This window comes from Mycetohabitans sp. B3, assembly GCF_021498065.1.
GTDB lineage: Bacteria > Pseudomonadota > Gammaproteobacteria > Burkholderiales > Burkholderiaceae > Mycetohabitans.
On the sequence record NZ_JAHLKN010000037.1, the window covers coordinates 44,285 to 62,682 of the forward strand.

The 18,398-nt window shown below is 60.5% G+C and carries 16 protein-coding genes, 1 tRNA gene and 3 pseudogenes; 10 read left to right on the forward strand and 10 right to left on the reverse strand.

The features are described 5' to 3' along the window. Window positions 1-160 precede the first annotated feature (160 nt). The 6 genes and pseudogenes from KQH55_RS11710 to recA form a co-directional block, all read right to left on the reverse strand. Window positions 161-874, reverse strand: a complete 714-nt coding sequence (locus tag KQH55_RS11710) for a TerC family protein (RefSeq protein ID WP_235091072.1) — start codon at window positions 872-874, stop codon at window positions 161-163. Between the two features lie 186 nt (window positions 875-1,060). Beyond that, window positions 1,061-1,942 (reverse strand): succinate--CoA ligase subunit alpha, encoded by an 882-nt coding sequence (gene sucD, locus KQH55_RS11715; RefSeq protein WP_041754466.1) that lies wholly within the window; start codon window positions 1,940-1,942, stop codon window positions 1,061-1,063. Window positions 1,943-2,028: 86 nt separating this feature from the next. Continuing rightward, complete coding sequence (sucC, locus tag KQH55_RS11720) at window positions 2,029-3,195, reverse strand: ADP-forming succinate--CoA ligase subunit beta (RefSeq protein WP_076786139.1); 1,167 nt, start codon at window positions 3,193-3,195, stop codon at window positions 2,029-2,031. An 11-nt stretch (window positions 3,196-3,206) separates the two neighbouring features. Then, complete coding sequence (locus KQH55_RS11725) at window positions 3,207-3,848, reverse strand: DUF2889 domain-containing protein (protein WP_235091074.1); 642 nt, start codon at window positions 3,846-3,848, stop codon at window positions 3,207-3,209. A 158-nt stretch (window positions 3,849-4,006) separates the two neighbouring features. Further along, a pseudogene (gene recX, locus KQH55_RS11730) lies at window positions 4,007-4,474 on the reverse strand (recombination regulator RecX); the annotation flags it as partial. Window positions 4,475-4,489: 15 nt separating this feature from the next. Further along, complete coding sequence (gene recA / locus KQH55_RS11735; RefSeq protein ID WP_076786136.1) at window positions 4,490-5,554, reverse strand: recombinase RecA; 1,065 nt, start codon at window positions 5,552-5,554, stop codon at window positions 4,490-4,492. Window positions 5,555-5,869: 315 nt separating this feature from the next. Between recA and KQH55_RS11740 the strand changes: the two are divergent. The 6 genes and pseudogenes from KQH55_RS11740 to KQH55_RS11765 all read left to right on the forward strand — a co-directional run. Then, window positions 5,870-6,084 (forward strand): annotated as a pseudogene (locus KQH55_RS11740) (response regulator); the annotation flags it as partial. Between the two features lie 83 nt (window positions 6,085-6,167). Beyond that, window positions 6,168-6,244 (forward strand) — tRNA-Met (locus tag KQH55_RS11745). A gap of 637 nt (window positions 6,245-6,881) precedes the next feature. Continuing rightward, window positions 6,882-8,255, forward strand: coding sequence for a hypothetical protein (locus KQH55_RS11750; protein WP_235091078.1), 1,374 nt, complete (start codon window positions 6,882-6,884; stop codon window positions 8,253-8,255). A 67-nt stretch (window positions 8,256-8,322) separates the two neighbouring features. Then, window positions 8,323-8,481 (forward strand): annotated as a pseudogene (locus tag KQH55_RS16710) (LysR family transcriptional regulator); the annotation flags it as partial. A gap of 135 nt (window positions 8,482-8,616) precedes the next feature. Continuing rightward, window positions 8,617-9,708, forward strand: coding sequence for an AI-2E family transporter YdiK (gene ydiK / locus KQH55_RS11760; RefSeq protein WP_235091083.1), 1,092 nt, complete (start codon window positions 8,617-8,619; stop codon window positions 9,706-9,708). Window positions 9,709-9,945: 237 nt separating this feature from the next. Beyond that, the gene (locus tag KQH55_RS11765; RefSeq protein WP_235091084.1) at window positions 9,946-10,140 is read left to right on the forward strand and encodes a hypothetical protein; all 195 of its coding nucleotides are present in this window, start codon (window positions 9,946-9,948) and stop codon (window positions 10,138-10,140) included. A gap of 15 nt (window positions 10,141-10,155) precedes the next feature. Here the strand turns inward: KQH55_RS11765 and KQH55_RS11770 are convergent, their stop codons facing one another. The 3 genes from KQH55_RS11770 to KQH55_RS11780 all read right to left on the reverse strand — a co-directional run bounded on the left by KQH55_RS11770 (window position 10,156) and on the right by KQH55_RS11780 (window position 12,438). After that, complete coding sequence (locus KQH55_RS11770) at window positions 10,156-11,421, reverse strand: Nramp family divalent metal transporter (protein ID WP_235091086.1); 1,266 nt, start codon at window positions 11,419-11,421, stop codon at window positions 10,156-10,158. Window positions 11,422-11,493: 72 nt separating this feature from the next. After that, a complete protein-coding gene (locus tag KQH55_RS11775; protein ID WP_235091132.1) occupies window positions 11,494-11,697 on the reverse strand; it encodes a DUF6723 family protein in 204 nt (67 codons plus the stop codon). A gap of 486 nt (window positions 11,698-12,183) precedes the next feature. Continuing rightward, the gene (locus KQH55_RS11780; RefSeq protein WP_076787698.1) at window positions 12,184-12,438 is read right to left on the reverse strand and encodes a DUF6566 family protein; all 255 of its coding nucleotides are present in this window, start codon (window positions 12,436-12,438) and stop codon (window positions 12,184-12,186) included. A gap of 319 nt (window positions 12,439-12,757) precedes the next feature. Here KQH55_RS11780 and KQH55_RS11785 point away from each other — a divergent pair, with 319 nt between their 5' ends. After that, entirely contained in the window at window positions 12,758-13,627 is an 870-nt protein-coding gene (locus tag KQH55_RS11785; RefSeq protein WP_076796214.1) for a manganese catalase family protein, read from the forward strand. Between the two features lie 105 nt (window positions 13,628-13,732). After that, on the forward strand, window positions 13,733-14,398 hold the full coding sequence (locus KQH55_RS11790) for a phosphoribosyltransferase (RefSeq protein WP_076786128.1): 666 nt from the start codon (window positions 13,733-13,735) through the stop codon (window positions 14,396-14,398). Between the two features lie 18 nt (window positions 14,399-14,416). Here the strand turns inward: KQH55_RS11790 and KQH55_RS11795 are convergent, their stop codons facing one another. Then, entirely contained in the window at window positions 14,417-15,823 is a 1,407-nt protein-coding gene (locus KQH55_RS11795) for a hypothetical protein (protein WP_076796220.1), read from the reverse strand. 406 nt (window positions 15,824-16,229) lie between these two features. Between KQH55_RS11795 and KQH55_RS11800 the strand changes: the two genes are divergently transcribed. Then, the gene (locus tag KQH55_RS11800) at window positions 16,230-16,961 is read left to right on the forward strand and encodes a c-type cytochrome (RefSeq protein WP_076786126.1); all 732 of its coding nucleotides are present in this window, start codon (window positions 16,230-16,232) and stop codon (window positions 16,959-16,961) included. A gap of 20 nt (window positions 16,962-16,981) precedes the next feature. After that, on the forward strand, window positions 16,982-18,280 hold the full coding sequence (locus KQH55_RS11805) for a cytochrome c (protein ID WP_076796222.1): 1,299 nt from the start codon (window positions 16,982-16,984) through the stop codon (window positions 18,278-18,280). The last annotated feature ends 118 nt before the right edge of the window (window positions 18,281-18,398 follow it).

An 18,398-nucleotide genomic window follows, 5' to 3' on the forward strand; every position in this document is an offset into this window, starting at 1 on the left:
CGCAGGACCGGTACCGGTGCACCGGACTTGCGAGCATCGCAATGCCGTAAACGAGCGCCATTGTTGCGTGATCGCCATTGGGGCCCCGCGCATGAACGACACCGGCAGCGTCGTGATGGAATGCCGGAACGCATTGGCCGTCGCGTCCCGTATCCGCGCGTCAGCGAACGCGCACCGCCGTGCCATACCGGCTACGGCGTTTCAGCCACCCACCGATCCCGATCACGGTCAGCGCACCGATAACGCCGGCGACGTAGTGATACGCTTGCGTGCTATCCTCAAGCAGCCTCCCCACAAGGGGATCACCGATGATCAGGCCACCGGCAATCCAGCCGAGCAACGCGGCGCCGAATGCGACGATCGCCGGGAAACGACCCAGCAATTTGAGCACCAGCGCGCTGCCCCATACGATCAACGGCACACTCAACAGCAAGCCAAAGACCACCAGCCCCAGCCGATGCTCCGACGCAGCCGCATCGGCCGCGCCGGCTATCGCGATCACGTTGTCCAGGCTCATTACGAAATCGGCAACGATGATGGTACGCACAGCCGCCCACAGCTTGTCCGCGGCCTTGACGCTGCCATGCGCATCCGGTTGCGGCCGCATCAACTTGATGCCGATCCACAGCAACAACAGGCCGCCAGTGAGCTTCAGGACTGGCACGTCGAGCAACAATACGGCGAACGAAATCAGCACGACGCGCAGCGCGATGGCGCCGACCGTGCCCCACAGCACGCCTTGCACCCGTTGCGCGGGAGAAAGATTCCGGCAGGCCAGCGCGATGATAACGGCATTGTCGCCGCCCAGCAGGATATCAATGATGACGATCTGGAGCACGGCGCTCCAGTTCAACGAGGCGAGCAATTCGAGCATGGTGGTCGGCGCAGAATGGAAAAGACCAAGCGTTTTTCAGACTCGTTGCTTATAGCAAGCGCCGAACTCGAAAGATTTTTGAAAGGATATCAAATTCCGCGCTTCACCGGCTGGAAAAAGATACGGCCGGCCACCGCATCGCGGTGGCCGGCCGTGCCGGAAGTGATGAATACGTGTCGGCGGTGCTTACAGCACCGACTTCAACAAGCGACCCATCTCGGATGGGTTCTTCGTTACCTTGATGCCGCACGACTCCATGATCTCGAGCTTCGCTTCGGCGGTGTCGGCGCCACCCGAGATCAATGCGCCAGCGTGACCCATCCGCTTGCCCGGGGGCGCCGTCACGCCGGCGATGAAGCCCACGACCGGCTTCTTCATGTTGTCCTTGATCCAGTACGAGGCATTCGCCTCGTCCGGGCCGCCGATTTCACCGATCATGATGACCGCATCCGTATCCGGATCGTCGTTGAACATCTTCATTACGTCGATGTGCTTCAGACCGTTGATCGGGTCACCGCCGATCCCGACAGCCGACGATTGGCCCAGGCCAAGCGCAGTCAGTTGGGCAACCGCCTCATACGTCAGCGTACCCGAGCGGGAGACAACGCCGATGCGACCTTTCTTGTGGATGTGACCGGGCATGATGCCGATCTTCAGCTCGTCGGGTGTGATCACACCCGGGCAGTTCGGCCCGAGCAACAACGTCTTGCGGTTCTCGCGGCGCATCCGGTCGCGCACCTCGATCATGTCCCGAACCGGAATGCCTTCGGTGATGCAGATCGCCAGGTCCAGATCGGCTTCGACGGCTTCCCAAATTGCCGCAGCGGCGCCGGCCGGCGGCACATAGATCACCGACACGGTCGCACCGGTCTGCGCCTTGGCTTCCTTGACGCTGCCGAAAATCGGAATGCCCTCGAAATCCTCGCCGGCTTTCTTCGGATTTACACCCGCGACATAGGCAGCGCGGCCATTCGCGTACTCGCGGCAGGCGCGCGTGTGGAACTGGCCAGTCTTGCCGGTAATACCCTGCGTGATGACCTTCGTATCTTTGTTGATCAGAATCGACATGTAATGACCTCTTTCGTTCGGCGTCGCAGCTCGCGCAGGCGCGGTGGCAACGACACCATGCGTATCCTCGAAGTGAGCGCGGCGGCTTACTTGCCTTCGGCTGCGGCGACGACCTTCTGCGCGGCTTCTTCCATGCTGTCCGCGGAAATGATCGGCAACCCGGAGTCGGCGAGCATCTTCTTGCCGAGGTCCTCGTTAGTGCCCTTCATTCGCACGACCAGCGGGACTTGTAGGTGCACCGCCTTCGATGCCGCGATCACGCCCTCGGCGATCACATCGCAACGCATGATCCCACCGAAGATGTTCACAAGGATGGCCTTCAAGTTCGGGTTCTTCAGCATCAGCTTGAACGCTTCGGTTACCTTCTCGGTCGTCGCACCACCGCCGACATCGAGGAAGTTCGCCGGTTCGCCACCGAACAACTTGATCGTATCCATCGTCGCCATCGCCAAGCCGGCGCCATTGACCAGACAGCCGATGTTGCCATCCAGGGAGATGTACGCAAGATCGAACTTTGACGCCTCGATTTCAGCCGGATCCTCTTCGTCAAGATCACGGTATGCAACGATCTCCGAGTGACGGAACAGCGCGTTCGAATCGAAGTTGAACTTTGCGTCCAACGCGATTACCTTGCCGTCGCCGGTCAGGATCAACGGGTTGATTTCAGCCAGCGATGCGTCCGTTTCCCAGAACGCCTTGTACAGTCCATGCAGGTTTGCACGAGCCTGTGCGAGCGATGTATCCGGCACGCCGATTTTCTTAGCGATCTCGTCTGCTTCAGCGTCCTGCAAGCCCTTAGCCGGATCGACCGCAACCTTGTGGATCAACTCGGGCGTCTTCGCAGCCACTTCCTCGATGTCCATGCCGCCTTCGCTGGAGGCCATCAGCACGACTTTTTGCGAGATACGGTCGACGACGAGGCCAACATACAGTTCCTTCTTGATGTCCGCGCCTTCTTCGATCAGCAGCCGGTTGACCTTTTGCCCTTCGGGGCCGGTCTGGTGCGTCTTGAGCTGCATGCCAAGGATCTGGTTCGAATATTCGCGCACCTGATCCAGGGATTTCGCGACCTTGACACCACCGCCTTTGCCACGGCCACCCGCATGGATCTGGGCCTTCACCACCCAGACCGGGCCGCCGAGCTCCTCGGCCACCTTGACGGCTTCGTCTACCGAAAACGCGGGCTTGCCGCGTGGCACCGTGACCCCGAATTTCCGCAGGATCTCTTTACCCTGGTACTCGTGAATCTTCATGCGTGATTCCTTCAGTCTGAGAGTTGGAATGAATATCGCTGTGTGCGGCGCTTGGCGCGGCTTCGCGCACGAAGCGACGCGGACCTCACGCGGCGCCTAGCCCTACCAGCGCGAATAGAATTGCGTAACCACGAACCGTCAAGCTTCAACGCGTGGCAGCGATCAAGCTGAAACGGCATCACATCGCCGGCTGCGTCCGTGTCTGACACGCCTGTCTGCGACACGTCGCCGACGCAAGCCTGGAGGGTTACTACACTCGTCGATAGCATGCGCAAATTGGTCAGATGCGCGCGGCCCGCCGCCTCACCAAGACGCTCAGTAACGGCATGCCGGAGCCCACGACGCAGGTCCAACTCAATCAATGCGCGATCGCTTGGATTGACGTCTTCGCCATGCCCCAGATCAGAAACCCATTTCACCGCCGGTGACTGCGCATCGACGACATTTATCCGATGATCAATCGTCACCCGCAGCCGGAGTTTGTGGATAGGTAGCTCGGTCAGCCTAACGCCGGTTGCGAGTTGCGTGTCACGCGCGTTGCAGTCGGTCAGGCATGCTTCGATGTCCCACAGGCCGTCTCCGCGCTCGAACGCTTGCACGTCAATCGCACGGCGATGACGCGCCCGACGAGGAGCAGAGGGAGGGAGCGGCATGGAAAGGGTTGCGGCCGGATGGAAAACTCAGCGATTTTAGCATACCGGTCTGACGGCCTGACGACACCCGCGTGCCCACCCCGGAACGCACTTCACCGCCACGAACGCATAGACGGAGCACAGCATGCTACGTAGCACGACGCGGTCTACGCAGACCGTCATTCATCGCCGGCTTCGTCGTCGATCCCGCTGACGAGCCGCGAAATCACCACGCGGGAAAAGCCGCGGGCGGCCAGGAAACGCGCCTGCTTCGCACGCTCGGCCGGCGACTGCGCGACATGGCCCTGAAATTTCTTTTGCCACACCGCTTTCGCCCGCTCCCATTCGGTTTCCCGTAATTGATTGCCGATGTCGTCCAGCAGGTCGCCATGCAACGCGTGCCGCTTCAACTCACCAACGATCCGGGCCGCGCCGAAGCGGGACGCACGGCGATGCACGACGCTTTCAGCAAACCGACTATCGGACAGCCAACCGTCCCGTTCGAGTGCATCGAGAATCGGCTCAATATTGTCGCCTTCCTGGGCGTCGCGCTTGAGCTTAGCAGCCAGTTCGGCACGACTGTAATCTCGGCGCGACAAATACCTCAACGCGCGCCCCTTCAGGCTTGGCACGGGGCGCGGGCACTTCGTGCGCACTTCGCGTTACGCTTGTCCACCCTCGGCGGCTACCGCGCCGGCCGGCATCGCCACGACACCGAGCGATTCACGAACGCGATTTTCGATCTCGCGCGCAAGATCCGGATTTTCACGCAGGAACTCCCGCGCATTGTCCTTGCCCTGGCCAATCTTCTCGCCGTTGTAGCTATACCAGGCACCCGCCTTCTCAACGATCTTCGCCTGGACGCCAAGATCGATGATTTCACCGTGTCGCGAAATCCCCTCGCCATACAAGATGTCGAAAATCGCCTCGCGAAACGGTGGCGACACTTTGTTTTTGACCACCTTAACCCGCGTTTCGTTACCGATGACTTCATCGTTCTTCTTAATCGAGCCGATCCGACGGATATCGAGCCGGACCGACGCGTAAAACTTCAACGCATTGCCGCCGGTGGTGGTTTCCGGGTTGCCGAACATCACACCGATCTTCATGCGAATCTGGTTAATGAAGATGACCAAGCAGTTGGTCCGCTTGATCGTACCGGTCAGCTTGCGCAGCGCCTGCGACATCAGCCGCGCCTGCAAGCCGGGCAGTGAATCGCCCATTTCACCTTCGATTTCGGCTTTCGGCACGAGCGCAGCCACCGAGTCGATGACGATCATGTCGATCGACCCCGAGCGCACGAGCGCATCGGCGATTTCCAGTGCCTGCTCGCCAGTATCGGGTTGAGAAATCAGCAGTTCCGACGCGTTGACGCCCAGCTTGGACGCATACTGGACATCGAGCGCGTGTTCCGCGTCGATAAACGCGCAGGTGCCGCCGATTTTCTGCATCTCAGCGATTACTTGCAGTGTGAGCGTCGTCTTGCCGGACGATTCCGGCCCGTAAATCTCGACGACACGGCCACGCGGCAGCCCACCGACGCCTAGCGCAATGTCTAGGCCGAGCGAGCCAGTCGATACGACTTGAATGTCTTCGACTGCCTCGCCATGGCCAAGTCGCATGATCGACCCCTTACCGAACTGCTTCTCGATCTGCGACAGCGCGGCAGCCAGTGCCTTGTTCTTCTCCGCAGTCAGTCCAGCTGAGCCTTTCTTGCTTTCTTCCATGAATCGTCCTTTGCTATGATGAGCGGCAGTCCGTTACCGAGGCGGCACGCCTCGCATCGCGGCCATTCCGGCCATCTCTGGATAATACCGCTGCCCGCGCCAACGCACGGCTTCGGATACTGTATAAAAAAACAGTGTTGTTTGCAAGCGCGAAATACATGCGTCCTTTTCGCAACTAGCATGCCTGGTCCCGCCGCGTCCCTCGGAGGGTAGGGTCGATGCGTATTGCGCTGGACACCGCATGTCGTTGCAATATGTACGATAAGAAAACGCCGAGAACGGGGACAAGTTTGCGCCGCCGGCACTAAAATGCCCATACGCATGCTTATTGCCGAAAATGACAGCATACTCGCGGATGGCCTGATCCGATCACTCCGCCATTTGGGCTATACGGTTGATCACATCAAGACGGGGTCGAGGCCGACGTAGCCCTGTCGATGCAATCGTTCGACCTGCTGTTCCTTAATCTCGGACTGCCGCGCATGGGCAAGCTCGACGTATTAAGCAGGCTGCGGCAACGCAATTCCAACCGCTTTGCATCGGCCGGCCCCCAAGGGGGACGTGAAAGTGGTTGACAACACGTCTGCTCATGCCCATAATCTGAGATTCTTTCGGCGAATTAGCTCAGTCGGTTAGAGCGACGGAATCATAATCCGCAGGTCCGGGGTTCGAGTCCCTGATTCGCCACCATATTTGACGCGGCCCGCCACGATGCGGGCTGTTTTGTTCCGCAAATAGCGCGCTGTTCTGCAATCTTCGCTACCGGGTAGACGTCACCAGCTTGCCCTTCCGGTGCCGCACATATCGGCGCGTCATCTTCTCATCAGCGTGTCCTAGCTGGTCGTTGGCCGCCGCCATGCCTGCCGATTTCCCCTTGTCGGTGCCCCGCTTTAACGCGCAGGTCGTGGGACTGGAACGCTTCGATGGCAGTGGCCAGTTCGTGCCGTTTCTGCGCACGCACCTTCTTCGCTGCACCCAACCACGCTCGTGGGCATCGCCATAGACAAGCTTCGCTCGCTCCAGCATTACGTGTGCGCGGTGCGGCCGCAGACAGTAGGATGCAACTTATCTGCATCATCAGTTATTTGAGCCGCACGTTGTTTGGGCTGCTTGCTGTTTACCAGGGCCAGCGTCGCACGAGCTTCTTCAAAAGTGTGCGTTACCAAAAAACGATGTAACCGCTCCCGCATATCGTCAGAGCACTATCCGCCAAAAACATGGCGTTTAAAAGTTCATAGCTGTGCTCGTCTTCCCGCTTTTAGCTAACCTGCTGTGCGGTTTCGCTTCGTATTGCGCCGTTTCTTTTTATCGACCGCTGAGTGTGCTGATGGACTTTGATCTGAATGCCGCTTTAAACGACTATAGTGCCTACATCCGCGCGTTGGAGTCGTGCCCGCAACCCGCCGCGTCGGTGCCACCGCCACGGCAGCCACCAAGCAGCGCTTTAGCTAACACGTCGGCCAGCCGGCCCACGACATATCATGACCTGCCGCCCGAACTGATTGAGCGGATCGGTGACTACGTGCCCGTTCAAGACGTGAAAAATTTTTCAGTAGTCAATCGTCGCACGTATCATGCGATGCAAACCAAGCAGTTAGTCTACCGCTACTGGCAACGAGCCAATCAAGCCGTAAGTCTCGCGTCAATCAATCAACTGCTCAATGAGATGGATGGCACGCTCGCCGATCCGGCGCAGCACGTCGAGCCGATTGACGCGTTGCGCCAGCGTCTGCAAGCATTGCCGAAGGCCGAGCAAGGCGAAGCGTTCAAGCGATTGTTCGCAGCCGCGCAGCGCATTCCGAAGCATGGGTTACCAATACAAAAGGCGCTGATGCTGAGATTTCGTTATTTGCCATGGTATCAGCGTCTTGAAGTATTTGACTTCGCTCACGCCTTAGTGGCACAGCGCGGGCCTGAGCAGGACAATGTCTGGCCGGCACTGGCGATTGGGTTGATCAATTTCAACATCGGCTCACCGGAGTTCATTGAGCGTTATCAGGCGATCTTGGCGCGGCTGCCGTCTTTGAACGTGTCCCAGCAAGCGGAGCTGATTTCGGTCTTGGTCGGGCTACTGGGGCATTTGCATTCGGATAGGGCGCACCCGAGTAAATCCGCGCAGTACGCGTTTTTTTACGAACAGACTCTGCGCCTTCCACCCGCTTATCAGGATAAGGCAGTTGGCGCGTTGGCGGACAGCATATGGGTCTTGCCAAAAACGGAGCAGCCCGTGCGTTACGCGCAAATGCGCGACTTAGCTTTATCGCTGCCAGACGAGCAGTGGGGAATCGCATTTCGCCATTTGCCGGCGGCGGGAATCAAGGCGTTGCCGCCTGACCAACATGCACAGGAGTTGGCCTTGTTTGAGCGCCATTTGGCGCGTGTGCCAGCGGCGCAGCGTGAGGGGGCGGCGCTCGGATTGCTGTCTAGTATTCGTTATCTGGATGAGGCGCTGTCGCAGCGAGTATGGCCGCAAGGGTTGGATTTGATCAATGGCAGGGGCGAAGCGGCGTTATTGCGTCTGCTCACCGGGCTTCAGACATATTCTGTGTTCCGGACCATTAACGATCAAAAATTATTATCTGCCAAGGCTCAGGTCATCGAGTTTATGGAAGCCAATCGTTTCTCTGAGGCGGCCCGTGCACGCATCCTAGACAGTGTTCGAAATTGGAACTTTCCATGGCTCAGGCATGAGCCATCTTAATGGAAGCGGTGCGCAGAGTTGGTTTTGGCAATCAGGGCTGATTGTGCATCTGTTCGGTGCAAGCATTCTGCGCCGCGGCAATCTGATTGAGGTCCTGCCAAAGCACCGAGCGGCCCCAATGCCGATGACATTGTTCGCCCCCCACCGCGAACCGGTATCCAGACGGTTTCGAGTCTTTGCCGAACGGCTCGAACCGCTGTTGAAACGGCGGCTGTCGCAACGGTGATGTCGCACCGGCCATAAGCTCATGTTTTTTCGCCATCGTGTGGAACATGCGCACGTGAATCGGGACCGATCCTTGCTTTCCCCATGCACGTCGCGCTGCGCGCGGCACATCAATCACGCTGGAGGTATCGACGGTATGAACCATTCACAAGCGCAAACAGATATCGCGCGGGCTTTGCTAATCATTTTTATTTTGTCGCTGCTGATCGGGGGCAGCCTGTATATCATGAGCCCGTTCCTGCCCGCGCTGATTTGGGCCACGATGATCGTCGTGGCAACGTGGCCGATGATGCGCGGCGCACAGGAGCGGCTCGGCGGACGACGCGGCCGAGCGACTGCGTTGATGCTGGCCGCCTTGTTGATCGTCATCGCGTTGCCGCTGTATGGCGCGGTGGTAGCCATCGCGGCCCACGCCGATACGATCCTGCAACACGCCCGCGCCCTGCCAGACTACCGGCCCGCTCCGCCACCGGCTTGGTTGCACGAGGTGCCGCTGGTCGGCGAGCGCATCACCTCGGCATGGCAGCGGCTCACCCACGCCGGCGTCGACGGCCTGCTGGAATTCGTTGCCCCTTACGCGGATACCGGCGCGAAATGGATGGTGTCGCGCGCGACCGCGGTCGGTGGCGTACTCGTGCATCTGCTGTTGACGCTCATCCTATGCGGGGTGTTGTACATGCATGGCGAAGCGGCAGCCGGGGCTGTGCGGCGCTTTGCTTATCGCCTTGCCGATGAACGCGGTACGGCCGCGGTGCGCCTGGCCGGCCAGGCCATCCGCGCCGTCGCGCTGGGCATCGTCGTCACCGCGGCTGTGCAATCGGCGCTGGCCGGGCTGGGGCTACTCGCCGCTGGGATACCCGGCGCGGGCATGGTATGCGCGATCACCCTCATCTTCTGCCTGGCGCAGATCGGTCCGCTGCTGCCGTTAATTGGCGCGGCAATCTGGTTGTTCTACCAGGACGCGACTATCGCCGGGGTCGCCATGCTCATCTGGGCGTTCGTCGTTTCCAGTCTCGACAATGTCATACGTCCGCCGCTGATCCAGCGTGGCGTGGACCTGCCGATGCTATTGGTGTTGGCCGGCGTACTTGGTGGACTGATTGCATTCGGCATCGTCGGACTGTTCATCGGGCCGGTCATTTTGGCTGTCACCTACAAGCTGATGCACGCATGGATCGATGAGCAGGCCAAAGCCGTATCCTGCCCCTCTCGCCAAGAACGGGCGTAGCCGTAACGACGCAAACGCCCCACGCCGGCGTTCAACCCAGCACCGCACGACGAGCAATGTGCTCGTCGGCGCGCCGATGCTTGCGCTGGGCATCACATTCGCGGGCTCCACGCTGATGGCTGCCTGCGGTGGCGACAACGCGTGACGGGAGCGTTGTCGCCACCGGTCAGCATGGCGTCGCTCCAAGGCGCGTCGTTCAACTCGATGCCCGCACCTGCGTTGGCTAACTCGGCAGCCATGGCAAGCACGAGCATGGGCTTGATACTGACGACCCGCTTCAGCGACGGCAGCCGCCGCGCCTACAATCTGGCTTACCAGCCGTTCAGTCAGAACCTGTACGGTGATCCGACCAAGACTGAACCCTACTCCTTACCCGTACGGCCACCTAAGCCGCCGCACGTGCGACGACAAGTTTTCACGTCGCATTGTTGAGACGCAATCGGGCTGTTAGCGCAGTGTATCGACGATCAACGCAACGTTTAGGCCAATCACCAGCACTGCGGCCACCATCGATAATACGGCAAGCCACGGACTGAGCCGATAGCCACCCATCACATCGCGATGGCGACACAACCAAACCAGCGCAATCATCGGCACCGGCACCGTGAGACTCAATACCACCTGGCTGATGATCAAGGCGCGGGTCGCATCAACACCGGCAGCGACTACCAGGAATGCAGGCAACATCGTCACTAAGCGGCGCACGATGACGGGAATGCGGAAACCGACGAAGCCCTGCATGATCATTTGTCCCGCCATCGTGCCGACCACCGAGCTTGACAAGCCCGAAGCGATCAGCGACACGATGAACAATGCCGAGGCTGCAGCACCAAATAACGGCGTCAATGTCCGGTACGCCTGGTCGATCTCAGCAACATGTGCATGACTAGGATGGAATGCGCCGGCGGCCATCACCACCATGGCCATGTTGACCAGTCCCGCCACACTCAACGCAACGAGCACCTCGATCCGACTGTAGCGCAGCAGCGCGCGACGGTCCGCGTCGCTTCGCGCGACGACGCGCTCGCCGGTCAATCCTGAATGCAAGAAAAGCGCATGCGGCATCACCGTCGCACCGACGATGCCGACCGCGATGGTCAATGCCGGATGGTCGGGTATTGACGGGTGGAGCGCGCCGTGTCCCACTGCCCGCCAATCAATCGGCACGATGAACAGCTGCGCAACGTAGGCTAATGCGATAATACCGACCAGGGCGCCAATCGCCAGTTCCAGCGGCCGAAAACCGTGCCGCTGGAACATTAGCATTAGGTACGTCAGCACGCCGACGATCACCATGGCGGTGAGCAGCGGAATGTGAAACAGTAACGCCACGCCGATGGCCCCGCCGATGAACTCGGCCAGATCCGTGGCCATCGCCGCGAGTTCGCTGGCCATCCACATCGACAAGGTCACCGGCTTGGGCAGACGCGCCCGGCATAACTGGGCCAGGTTACACCCGGTCACGATCCCGAGCCGTGCCGACAAGCCCTGGAAGAGCATCGCAACGAGGCTGGCGAACAGCACCACCCACAGCAACTGATAGCCATATCCAGCGCCGGCCTGGATATTGGTGGCGAAGTTGCCCGGGTCCATATAGGCGACCGACACCACCACGGCCGGTCCAGCCAATGGCAACAGGATCCGTACGCCGCGTCGGCGGCCGTCTAGAACCTGTCTGACTTGTTGCGCGGTTTGCTCGCTAGAAATCGCCATGAATTTGCACATCCCCATCGTATTGAACGCCTCGGCGCCGGCGCGTGCGCGCCCTCCGGCAACGCCGCGTCGTCACCGCTCTGGATTGCGGCGGTCGTCAGCCACAACCTTGCGGCCATATTCGAGCGCCGCCGCACGCGCCTGCTCAATCGTGTCGAATGGACCGATCTCGGGAGCACCCGGAAATGGGAAGATCACGCGGCGATCGGCCTGTCGCACGACCTTCAGCACACCGATAAAACGGCCGTCCATGCCGGGCTTAGCGGTGACGAGCACCTTAAATCCTTCACTCCAGGATTGCTCGGCGCCGGGATTCTGCCTTCCAGCTTGGGGTGGGTTGTACTGCACGGTCCTCTCCTGTCGAGTCGGCACCACACACCAACGCCGTGCGGCGCCCCGCGCCCGCCGTCGCGCCTTGTTTGAAACACGGTGCCAGCTACTTCTATCGGGCGACGCCGTTAGCCGTTAGCATGGTTCATTCCCGGCTGCAAGCCACGCAATTTGCGGGCTTGAGCGAACGCAAGCCAGCCGCGCCGCACACACGATAGGTTTAGCCCGCGATGCGTTTGATACACGATGTGTTTGATACGTGGTACGTTTGGTATGTGATACCCACGAGTACGAGCAATACCACTAGTACGCAGACGCGCCAGCAACACACCCCGCACCGACATCCGCGTACGACAGGCAGCAGGAATCCAGCGCTCGGTGCCGCATCGTTCACCGTCAACCGACTGGCGCTCGGTACCGCGTCGTTCACCGTCAACTAGCGCCTCGTCGCCTCTCGATGAACAAACGCGCCCGCTCCACTCCGGCGCGCACGGCTTCATCAGCTGTCAGCCATTCCGGCGCCACCTCTTGTGGCATATCGAACTGCACTGGTTCGCGATCGCGCGTGATTTGAATCTGCGGTACCCACGCGCCCCGCGCGTTGCGCTGCGCCGTCACCTTGGCATGGTGGTCCAAATAATCGAATACCGTGACGCCATGATCACTGACGCCGGACAAGCTGTTCATCATCGTCCTCCGTTGATCCACATTGCCCTTGAGAGTGCCGTCATTACGTTACCTGTCACACGCTTGCGCCGGATACGGCCGCTTTTCAACGAACGGATCAAGCCGTTCCGGCTGCGCATGGATTTCTTGCGACCGCACGGCGTGCACCAGATAGCCTTCTACGGGGCACGCGGGTGACGTCGCTATCGCAATACCCGTGCCACGATGCGGTTGCGCATTGCATTGGCGGGAACGCACGTTGCGCAAACAAATCGGCGGCTGACGCTACGCGTGCGGCCTTGGCGAGCACCGCGACACCTTTCACGTCACAGGAGGCTTCATGTTCGTCCACAACAAACGATTGCAGTACACCGTACGGGTCAATGGCACGGACCCTGGCCTGGCTAATCTGTTGCTGGAGCAGTTCGGCGGCCCACAAGGCGAATTGGCCGCAGCCATGCGTTACTTCACGCAGGCCATCAGCGAGGAAGATCCCGGCCGCAAGGACATGCTATTCGACATCGCGACAGAAGAACTCAGTCATCTGGAGATCATCGGGTCTATCGTCGCGATGCTCAATCGTGGAGCGAAGGGCGAGTTGGCCGAGGCGGTCGATGAGCAGGCCGAGCTTTATCGCAAACTGAATGGCGCCGGCAATGACAGCCACGTGACACAAGTGCTGTACGGCGCCGGCACGCCGCTGACGAATTCGGCCGGCGTGCCGTGGAGCGCCGCGTACATCGATACAATCGGGGAGCCAACCGCTGACTTGCGCTCGAATATCGCCGCCGAGGCCAGGGCCAAGATCGTCTATGAGCGGCTGATCAATGTCACCGACGATTCTGGCGTGCGAGACGCGCTCGGCTTTTTGATGACCCGCGAAGTCTCTCATCAGAAATCATTTGAAAAAGCGCTTTATTCCATTACGTCGAATTTCCCGCCGGGCAAGCTGCCGCCCGCGCCGGAATATGCGAACAGTTATTTCAAGATGTCGACCGGCGCGGCACCGGTACGCGGACCCTGGAATGAGGGTGGCGACTTAAACCTCGTCGAGAATCCGCCGGTGCCGGTCGATGGCGGTGACGGCCAGGCGAGCGTGACACTGCAACCGGATGAGGATGCCGCGCTGAGCGCGATGAAGCAGCGACTCAGGTCGGACCCGGCCACGGACCCACCCACTGGCGCGGAGTTAGAAATGAACAAGCGATGACCGCGGCGCGCGACGTGTAGCGTCCCCGGCGGTCCACGCGATGATGAGCTACCCGTCGCGGTGCATCTTCGGTCGCGACAACACAAATCCCGGATTACCTACACGATGTCCACGCTTTTGCCTTTCCCAAACCGCCGCGCGGCGGGCAGTGCACTGGCCGGCGCGCTGACCCGCTATCGGGATGCGACGCCGCTGGTCGTCGGCTTGCCGCGCGGCGGCGTACCGGTGGCATTTGAGGTCGCCCGAGCGCTGGGCGGCAGCCTTGACGTGCTGCTGGTACGCAAGCTCGGCGCGCCGCAGCAGCCGGAACTCGCGCTAGGTTCAATCGTCGATGGTGATCCGCCACAAGTGCTCTGGAACGAGGACATCGTTGTGGCGCTGCGCCCCGGGGATGACTATCTGATCGCCGAGCAGCATCGTCAGCAGCGGGAATTGGCGCGACGCCGCGAGCGGTACCGACACGGCGCCACACCGATGCCAGCCGCGCAGCGCACGATCATTGTTGTGGATGACGGCGTGGCCACCGGAAGCACGATGAAGGTGGCCCTACTCGCGTTGCGCAATTTGGGCGCCGCACGCCTAGTCGCCGCAGCGCCGGTCGCTCCACGCGACGTCTGGAATTCGATTGCGACGCTGGCGGACGACGCTGTGTGCCTCGCACCGCTCGATTCGTTCAGTAGCGTGAGTCTATATTACGTCGATTTCACGCAAACCACTGACGACGAAGTCATCGGGTTGATGGCGCAGGCACGCGGATGGCAGCACCGCTGACGGCTAATCGTACGCAAGTTAATCCTCCGGCACCGTCGTATTGACGAAGTCGAGCAACTTCGCGCGAGCCGCGTCGCTGAGCGGGTAACGCTCGATGAACGCTAGAATCTCGTGCTTTGCATCCTCCCACTGCTGCATGGGAAGCAAGGGTACCAATTGCTGATGGGCCAATTCGTCGACCACGGTAGACAGACAGGTGTCGTCGCAGCTGTCGAGCAGCTGAAACGCCTTGCGCCACGCCCACCTGGATAGCGTCGCGTCGTCCAGTCCAACGGTGCTTTCGAGCAATCCCAATGTGACTGCCTCACGATGCTCGGGCCGCACGCGACTGATAAGAGGCTCCAGCAGCGTGAATTCGGCTGCATGGTGCTGTTGTGGCAGCAACACCAACGCAGTCGGCAAGCGCCGAAGCACCAAGCCGATCTGATCGTCTGGCAACGCCTCCGTGAGGCTGCGTAGCTGCGCATAATGCGCCGGCATTTGCTCCGCCGGCAGCAACCATATCATATGGGCCAGTGCGCCAATTGGCGCCCCCCGATAAGCCGGGGGCAATCGCTGCACCCAATCTTGCATAAGCCGATGATAACTGGCCAGCGTGGCCGATTCATCCGGACTATCCTCGTAGAAGCCAGGCAGCAGCATCACCAACTGCACGATCAACTCCGCCTGTGCAGGCGCATCCAGCGAGGCAAGCCTGCTGATAAAAGCCGAGTATTCGCGCTCGAAGCGCGGCGGATCCAGTGGCAAGCATCTAAGCAACCATGCAAGCGAGGCCCACAACTGACCTTGCCCGGCAGCATCACTCTTTTCGATAGCCGCATGGACGAAGTCGTACATTGGCACCTGCTCCTGGACCGGCAATCCCGGTATAGTGCCAATCATCCCTTTGCGTATCAGCAAGCTCGCATGTGTCGGCAACCGGCCCGCCATGTCGAAAATCCGCTTATAGGTTTGCGCCCGGTGTTGCTGTGGCAATTCCGGTATTCGAGGCCACAGCACCTCGAGCGGCGCAGCCCGCAATATCGCTTCGCCGTCGATCCGTTCGATTTCGTCCAGCAACGCCTGCGTGCGGCGCGAATCAAGCCGATAAACATTGTCGGCTCGCTGATAACAAAGCCAGCTGCGTCGCATGTCCTGCAACGCGTGATAAGTGCGCCGCGTCGCCGACGACAAGCTGCCCATGTCGTCGAACGACGTGTGCGCGGCGATCCGCCGCATAATCTCAGGCGGCAGGTCTTCAAACGTCGTCGCGCGCCTCGGTGCGGGACTGACCGACTGTTGTGCCGCGCATTGGCGGGCCGGCAGCACGGCAAGCGCACTGCTCCCTATTAGACTGGGTGGCGCAGCGCCTACAACGGCAATCTGCTGTTGTAACATGTAATGGTCTGCAACCGCACTGTACGCGTGAATCGAATCGAAATCCATGAAATCACCGAGAAATTTTCGGAAGGAAATGCGGCCATCGGCAGCTACACGGCGCGAATCTATTGAGTCGTTGACGCATAAAATAACTTAAATCAACTCGTTGGGGACAGCGGCAAGCGGCCACAAATAGGTTTTTGGTCCGATGGCGAAAAGACCTGCGAGGCTTACGAAGAGACTTAGCCAATTATCGCATTACCGGCCAGATGGCCGAATCGCGTCGTCCGTCGCGACGTCCAGCCAAATGACCCCCTCGACGCTCAGCCAAATGGCCAATATGGCCGTTCGGTGATAGAATAACCTGCTGCATTGCAGCACCTTCGCCGCCGCAAGTCGGCGCCGCGATTCGGAAGGCGCGCCAAGCCTTCGCCAAAACCGCCTGCGTTACCCAATGCGGTCCCCATTATCGATGGAGTTACGCGTGTCTTCTAGACGCCTCTTGCGCCCGTTGCTGGCTGCACTTCTGGCTGCCAGCGCAGGCATTGCCAGCGCTGCCAAAGGGCAAGCGAACCTGCCGCCTCTGAACTCAATGGAAGCCCGCGTCGCCGCGTGCGCCGCATGCCACGGCGATCAGGGTCAGGGCACCGACAATGACTACTTTCCACGTCTTGCAGGCAAGCCCGCTGAATATCTGTACAACCAGTTGGTCAATTTCCGCGACGGGCACCGCAAGTACCCGCCGATGAACTATCTGGTCACGTACCTTTCCGACGATTACCTGCGCAAGATCGCCGAGTATTACTCAAAACAACGGCCGCCGTACCCGGCGCCGGCGCAGCCGAGCGTCTCTGCGTCGACGCTGGCGCGCGGCAAGCAGATCGTGTTGAACGGCGATCCGGCGCGCAACGTGCCCGCGTGCGCGGCATGCCACGGCAAGACGCTGACCGGCATGGAACCGGCGATCCCGGGCCTAGTGGGCCTACATGCGGACTACATCAGCGCGCAGCTTGGCGCATGGCGCTCTGGTGTGCGCCGCGCGAAGGCGCCAGACTGCATGCACACGGTCGCGACCCGCCTCAACGACGACGACATCGCCGCGGTCGCCCACTGGCTCTCCACGCAACCCGCACCGGCTAACCCAGTGCCGGCGCCGGCCCGTTCGTCGAAGATGCCGCTGCAATGCGGCAGTGAGCCGCAGTAAGCGACAGGAGACACATCAAGATGAAACGCAAGACTCTTTTCGCGCTGTCGGCCGTCATCGCGGTAGCGGCCGCGGCACTGGTGCCGGTGCTGTGGTCTGGCAGCAACAATATCCACGGCGGCAGCGCGATGGCCGCGAGCCCGGCCGACCAGGCCGCGCTGATCAAGCAAGGCGAATACTTAGCGCGCGCCGGCGACTGCGTTGCATGCCACACGGTACGCGGCGGCAAGCCCTTCGCCGGTGGCTTGCCGATGGCCACGCCGTTCGGTACAATGTACACGCCGAACATCACACCGGACGAGCAGTACGGGATCGGCAAGTGGAGTTCGGACGACTTCTACCGCGCGATGCACACTGGCCGCGGCAAGAACGGCGAATTGCTGTATCCGGGCTTTCCGTTCACTAGCTATACGAAAGTCACGCGCGCGGACTCGGACGCGATCTACGCATATCTGCGTTCAGTGGCGCCGGTTGCACAGCCGAGCCGCGAGCACGAACTACGCTTCCCATTTAATCAACGCAACATGCTGATCGGCTGGCGCACGTTGTTCTTCCGCGAGGGCGAATACAAGCCGGATCCGACCAAGTCGGTCGAGTGGAACCGCGGCGCCTACCTGGTCGAGGGACTGGGCCACTGCGGCATGTGCCACACGTCGATCAACGCGCTAGGCGGCTCGAACCAGGCAGCGGCGTTTGCCGGTGGCCTGATCCCGCTGCAGAACTGGTATGCACCGTCGCTCACATCGAGCAAGGAAGCGGGCCTGGGTGACTGGGATCTGCAGGACATCTCAGATCTGTTGAAGACTGGCGTGTCGCAACGTGGTGCGGTGTTCGGGCCTATGTCTGAAGTCGTACACAACAGCCTGCAATACATGACTGACGAAGACATCCGGGCAATCTCGACTTACCTGAAAACGATTCCGCAGAAGAAGGAAGCACCGGAGACGATGCAGTTGGAAACCTCTGTCGCGTTCGGCAAGGAGTTGTTCGAGCAAGGCAGGAAGATCTACAACGATCAATGCGCGAAGTGCCATGCGGAAAACGGTCTTGGTTATCCGCCACACTTCCCGCCGCTGGCGAACAACCAGTCGGTGCAAATGCAGTCGGCAGTGAATCCGATCCGCATGGTACTTAATGGTGGCTATCCGCCGAGCACGCACGCCAATCCTGAGCCGTACGGCATGCCGCCGTTCGCGCACTCGATGTCGGACCAGGAAGTCGCCGCCGTGGTCACGTACTTGCGCATGGCATGGGGCAACAAGGGCACGCCAGTGTCGCCGCAGCAGGTCAACGAACTGCGCTCCGCGCCGCTCGACTGATCCTACGCGAATCCCCAAATCTCAGGGCGCGGCCGGAACCACGGGCCGCGCCCTTTGTCTTTGTTATCACGCTGTTTTACTTACGCGGGGCATCGCGACAGTCGGCTTGCCCTCGCGT

What these genes read in the sequence shown, in the direction of transcription:
- KQH55_RS11770 (WP_235091086.1), bottom strand. Translation starts at nt 11,421, where the DNA reads ATGGCGATTTCTAGCGAGCAAACCGCGCAACAAGTCAGACAGGTTCTA.
- KQH55_RS11780 (WP_076787698.1), bottom strand. Translation starts at nt 12,438, where the DNA reads ATGAACAGCTTGTCCGGCGTCAGTGATCATGGCGTCACGGTATTCGAT.
- recA (WP_076786136.1), bottom strand. Translation starts at nt 5,554, where the DNA reads ATGGAAGAAAGCAAGAAAGGCTCAGCTGGACTGACTGCGGAGAAGAAC.
- KQH55_RS11795 (WP_076796220.1), bottom strand. Translation starts at nt 15,823, where the DNA reads ATGGATTTCGATTCGATTCACGCGTACAGTGCGGTTGCAGACCATTAC.
- KQH55_RS11785 (WP_076796214.1), top strand. Translation starts at nt 12,758, where the DNA reads ATGTTCGTCCACAACAAACGATTGCAGTACACCGTACGGGTCAATGGC.
- ydiK (WP_235091083.1), top strand. Translation starts at nt 8,617, where the DNA reads ATGAACCATTCACAAGCGCAAACAGATATCGCGCGGGCTTTGCTAATC.
- KQH55_RS11750 (WP_235091078.1), top strand. Translation starts at nt 6,882, where the DNA reads ATGGACTTTGATCTGAATGCCGCTTTAAACGACTATAGTGCCTACATC.
- KQH55_RS11790 (WP_076786128.1), top strand. Translation starts at nt 13,733, where the DNA reads ATGTCCACGCTTTTGCCTTTCCCAAACCGCCGCGCGGCGGGCAGTGCA.
- sucD (WP_041754466.1), bottom strand. Translation starts at nt 1,942, where the DNA reads ATGTCGATTCTGATCAACAAAGATACGAAGGTCATCACGCAGGGTATT.
- KQH55_RS11800 (WP_076786126.1), top strand. Translation starts at nt 16,230, where the DNA reads ATGGAGTTACGCGTGTCTTCTAGACGCCTCTTGCGCCCGTTGCTGGCT.
- KQH55_RS11725 (WP_235091074.1), bottom strand. Translation starts at nt 3,848, where the DNA reads ATGCCGCTCCCTCCCTCTGCTCCTCGTCGGGCGCGTCATCGCCGTGCG.
- KQH55_RS11710 (WP_235091072.1), bottom strand. Translation starts at nt 874, where the DNA reads ATGCTCGAATTGCTCGCCTCGTTGAACTGGAGCGCCGTGCTCCAGATC.
- KQH55_RS11805 (WP_076796222.1), top strand. Translation starts at nt 16,982, where the DNA reads ATGAAACGCAAGACTCTTTTCGCGCTGTCGGCCGTCATCGCGGTAGCG.
- sucC (WP_076786139.1), bottom strand. Translation starts at nt 3,195, where the DNA reads ATGAAGATTCACGAGTACCAGGGTAAAGAGATCCTGCGGAAATTCGGG.
- KQH55_RS11765 (WP_235091084.1), top strand. Translation starts at nt 9,946, where the DNA reads ATGGCAAGCACGAGCATGGGCTTGATACTGACGACCCGCTTCAGCGAC.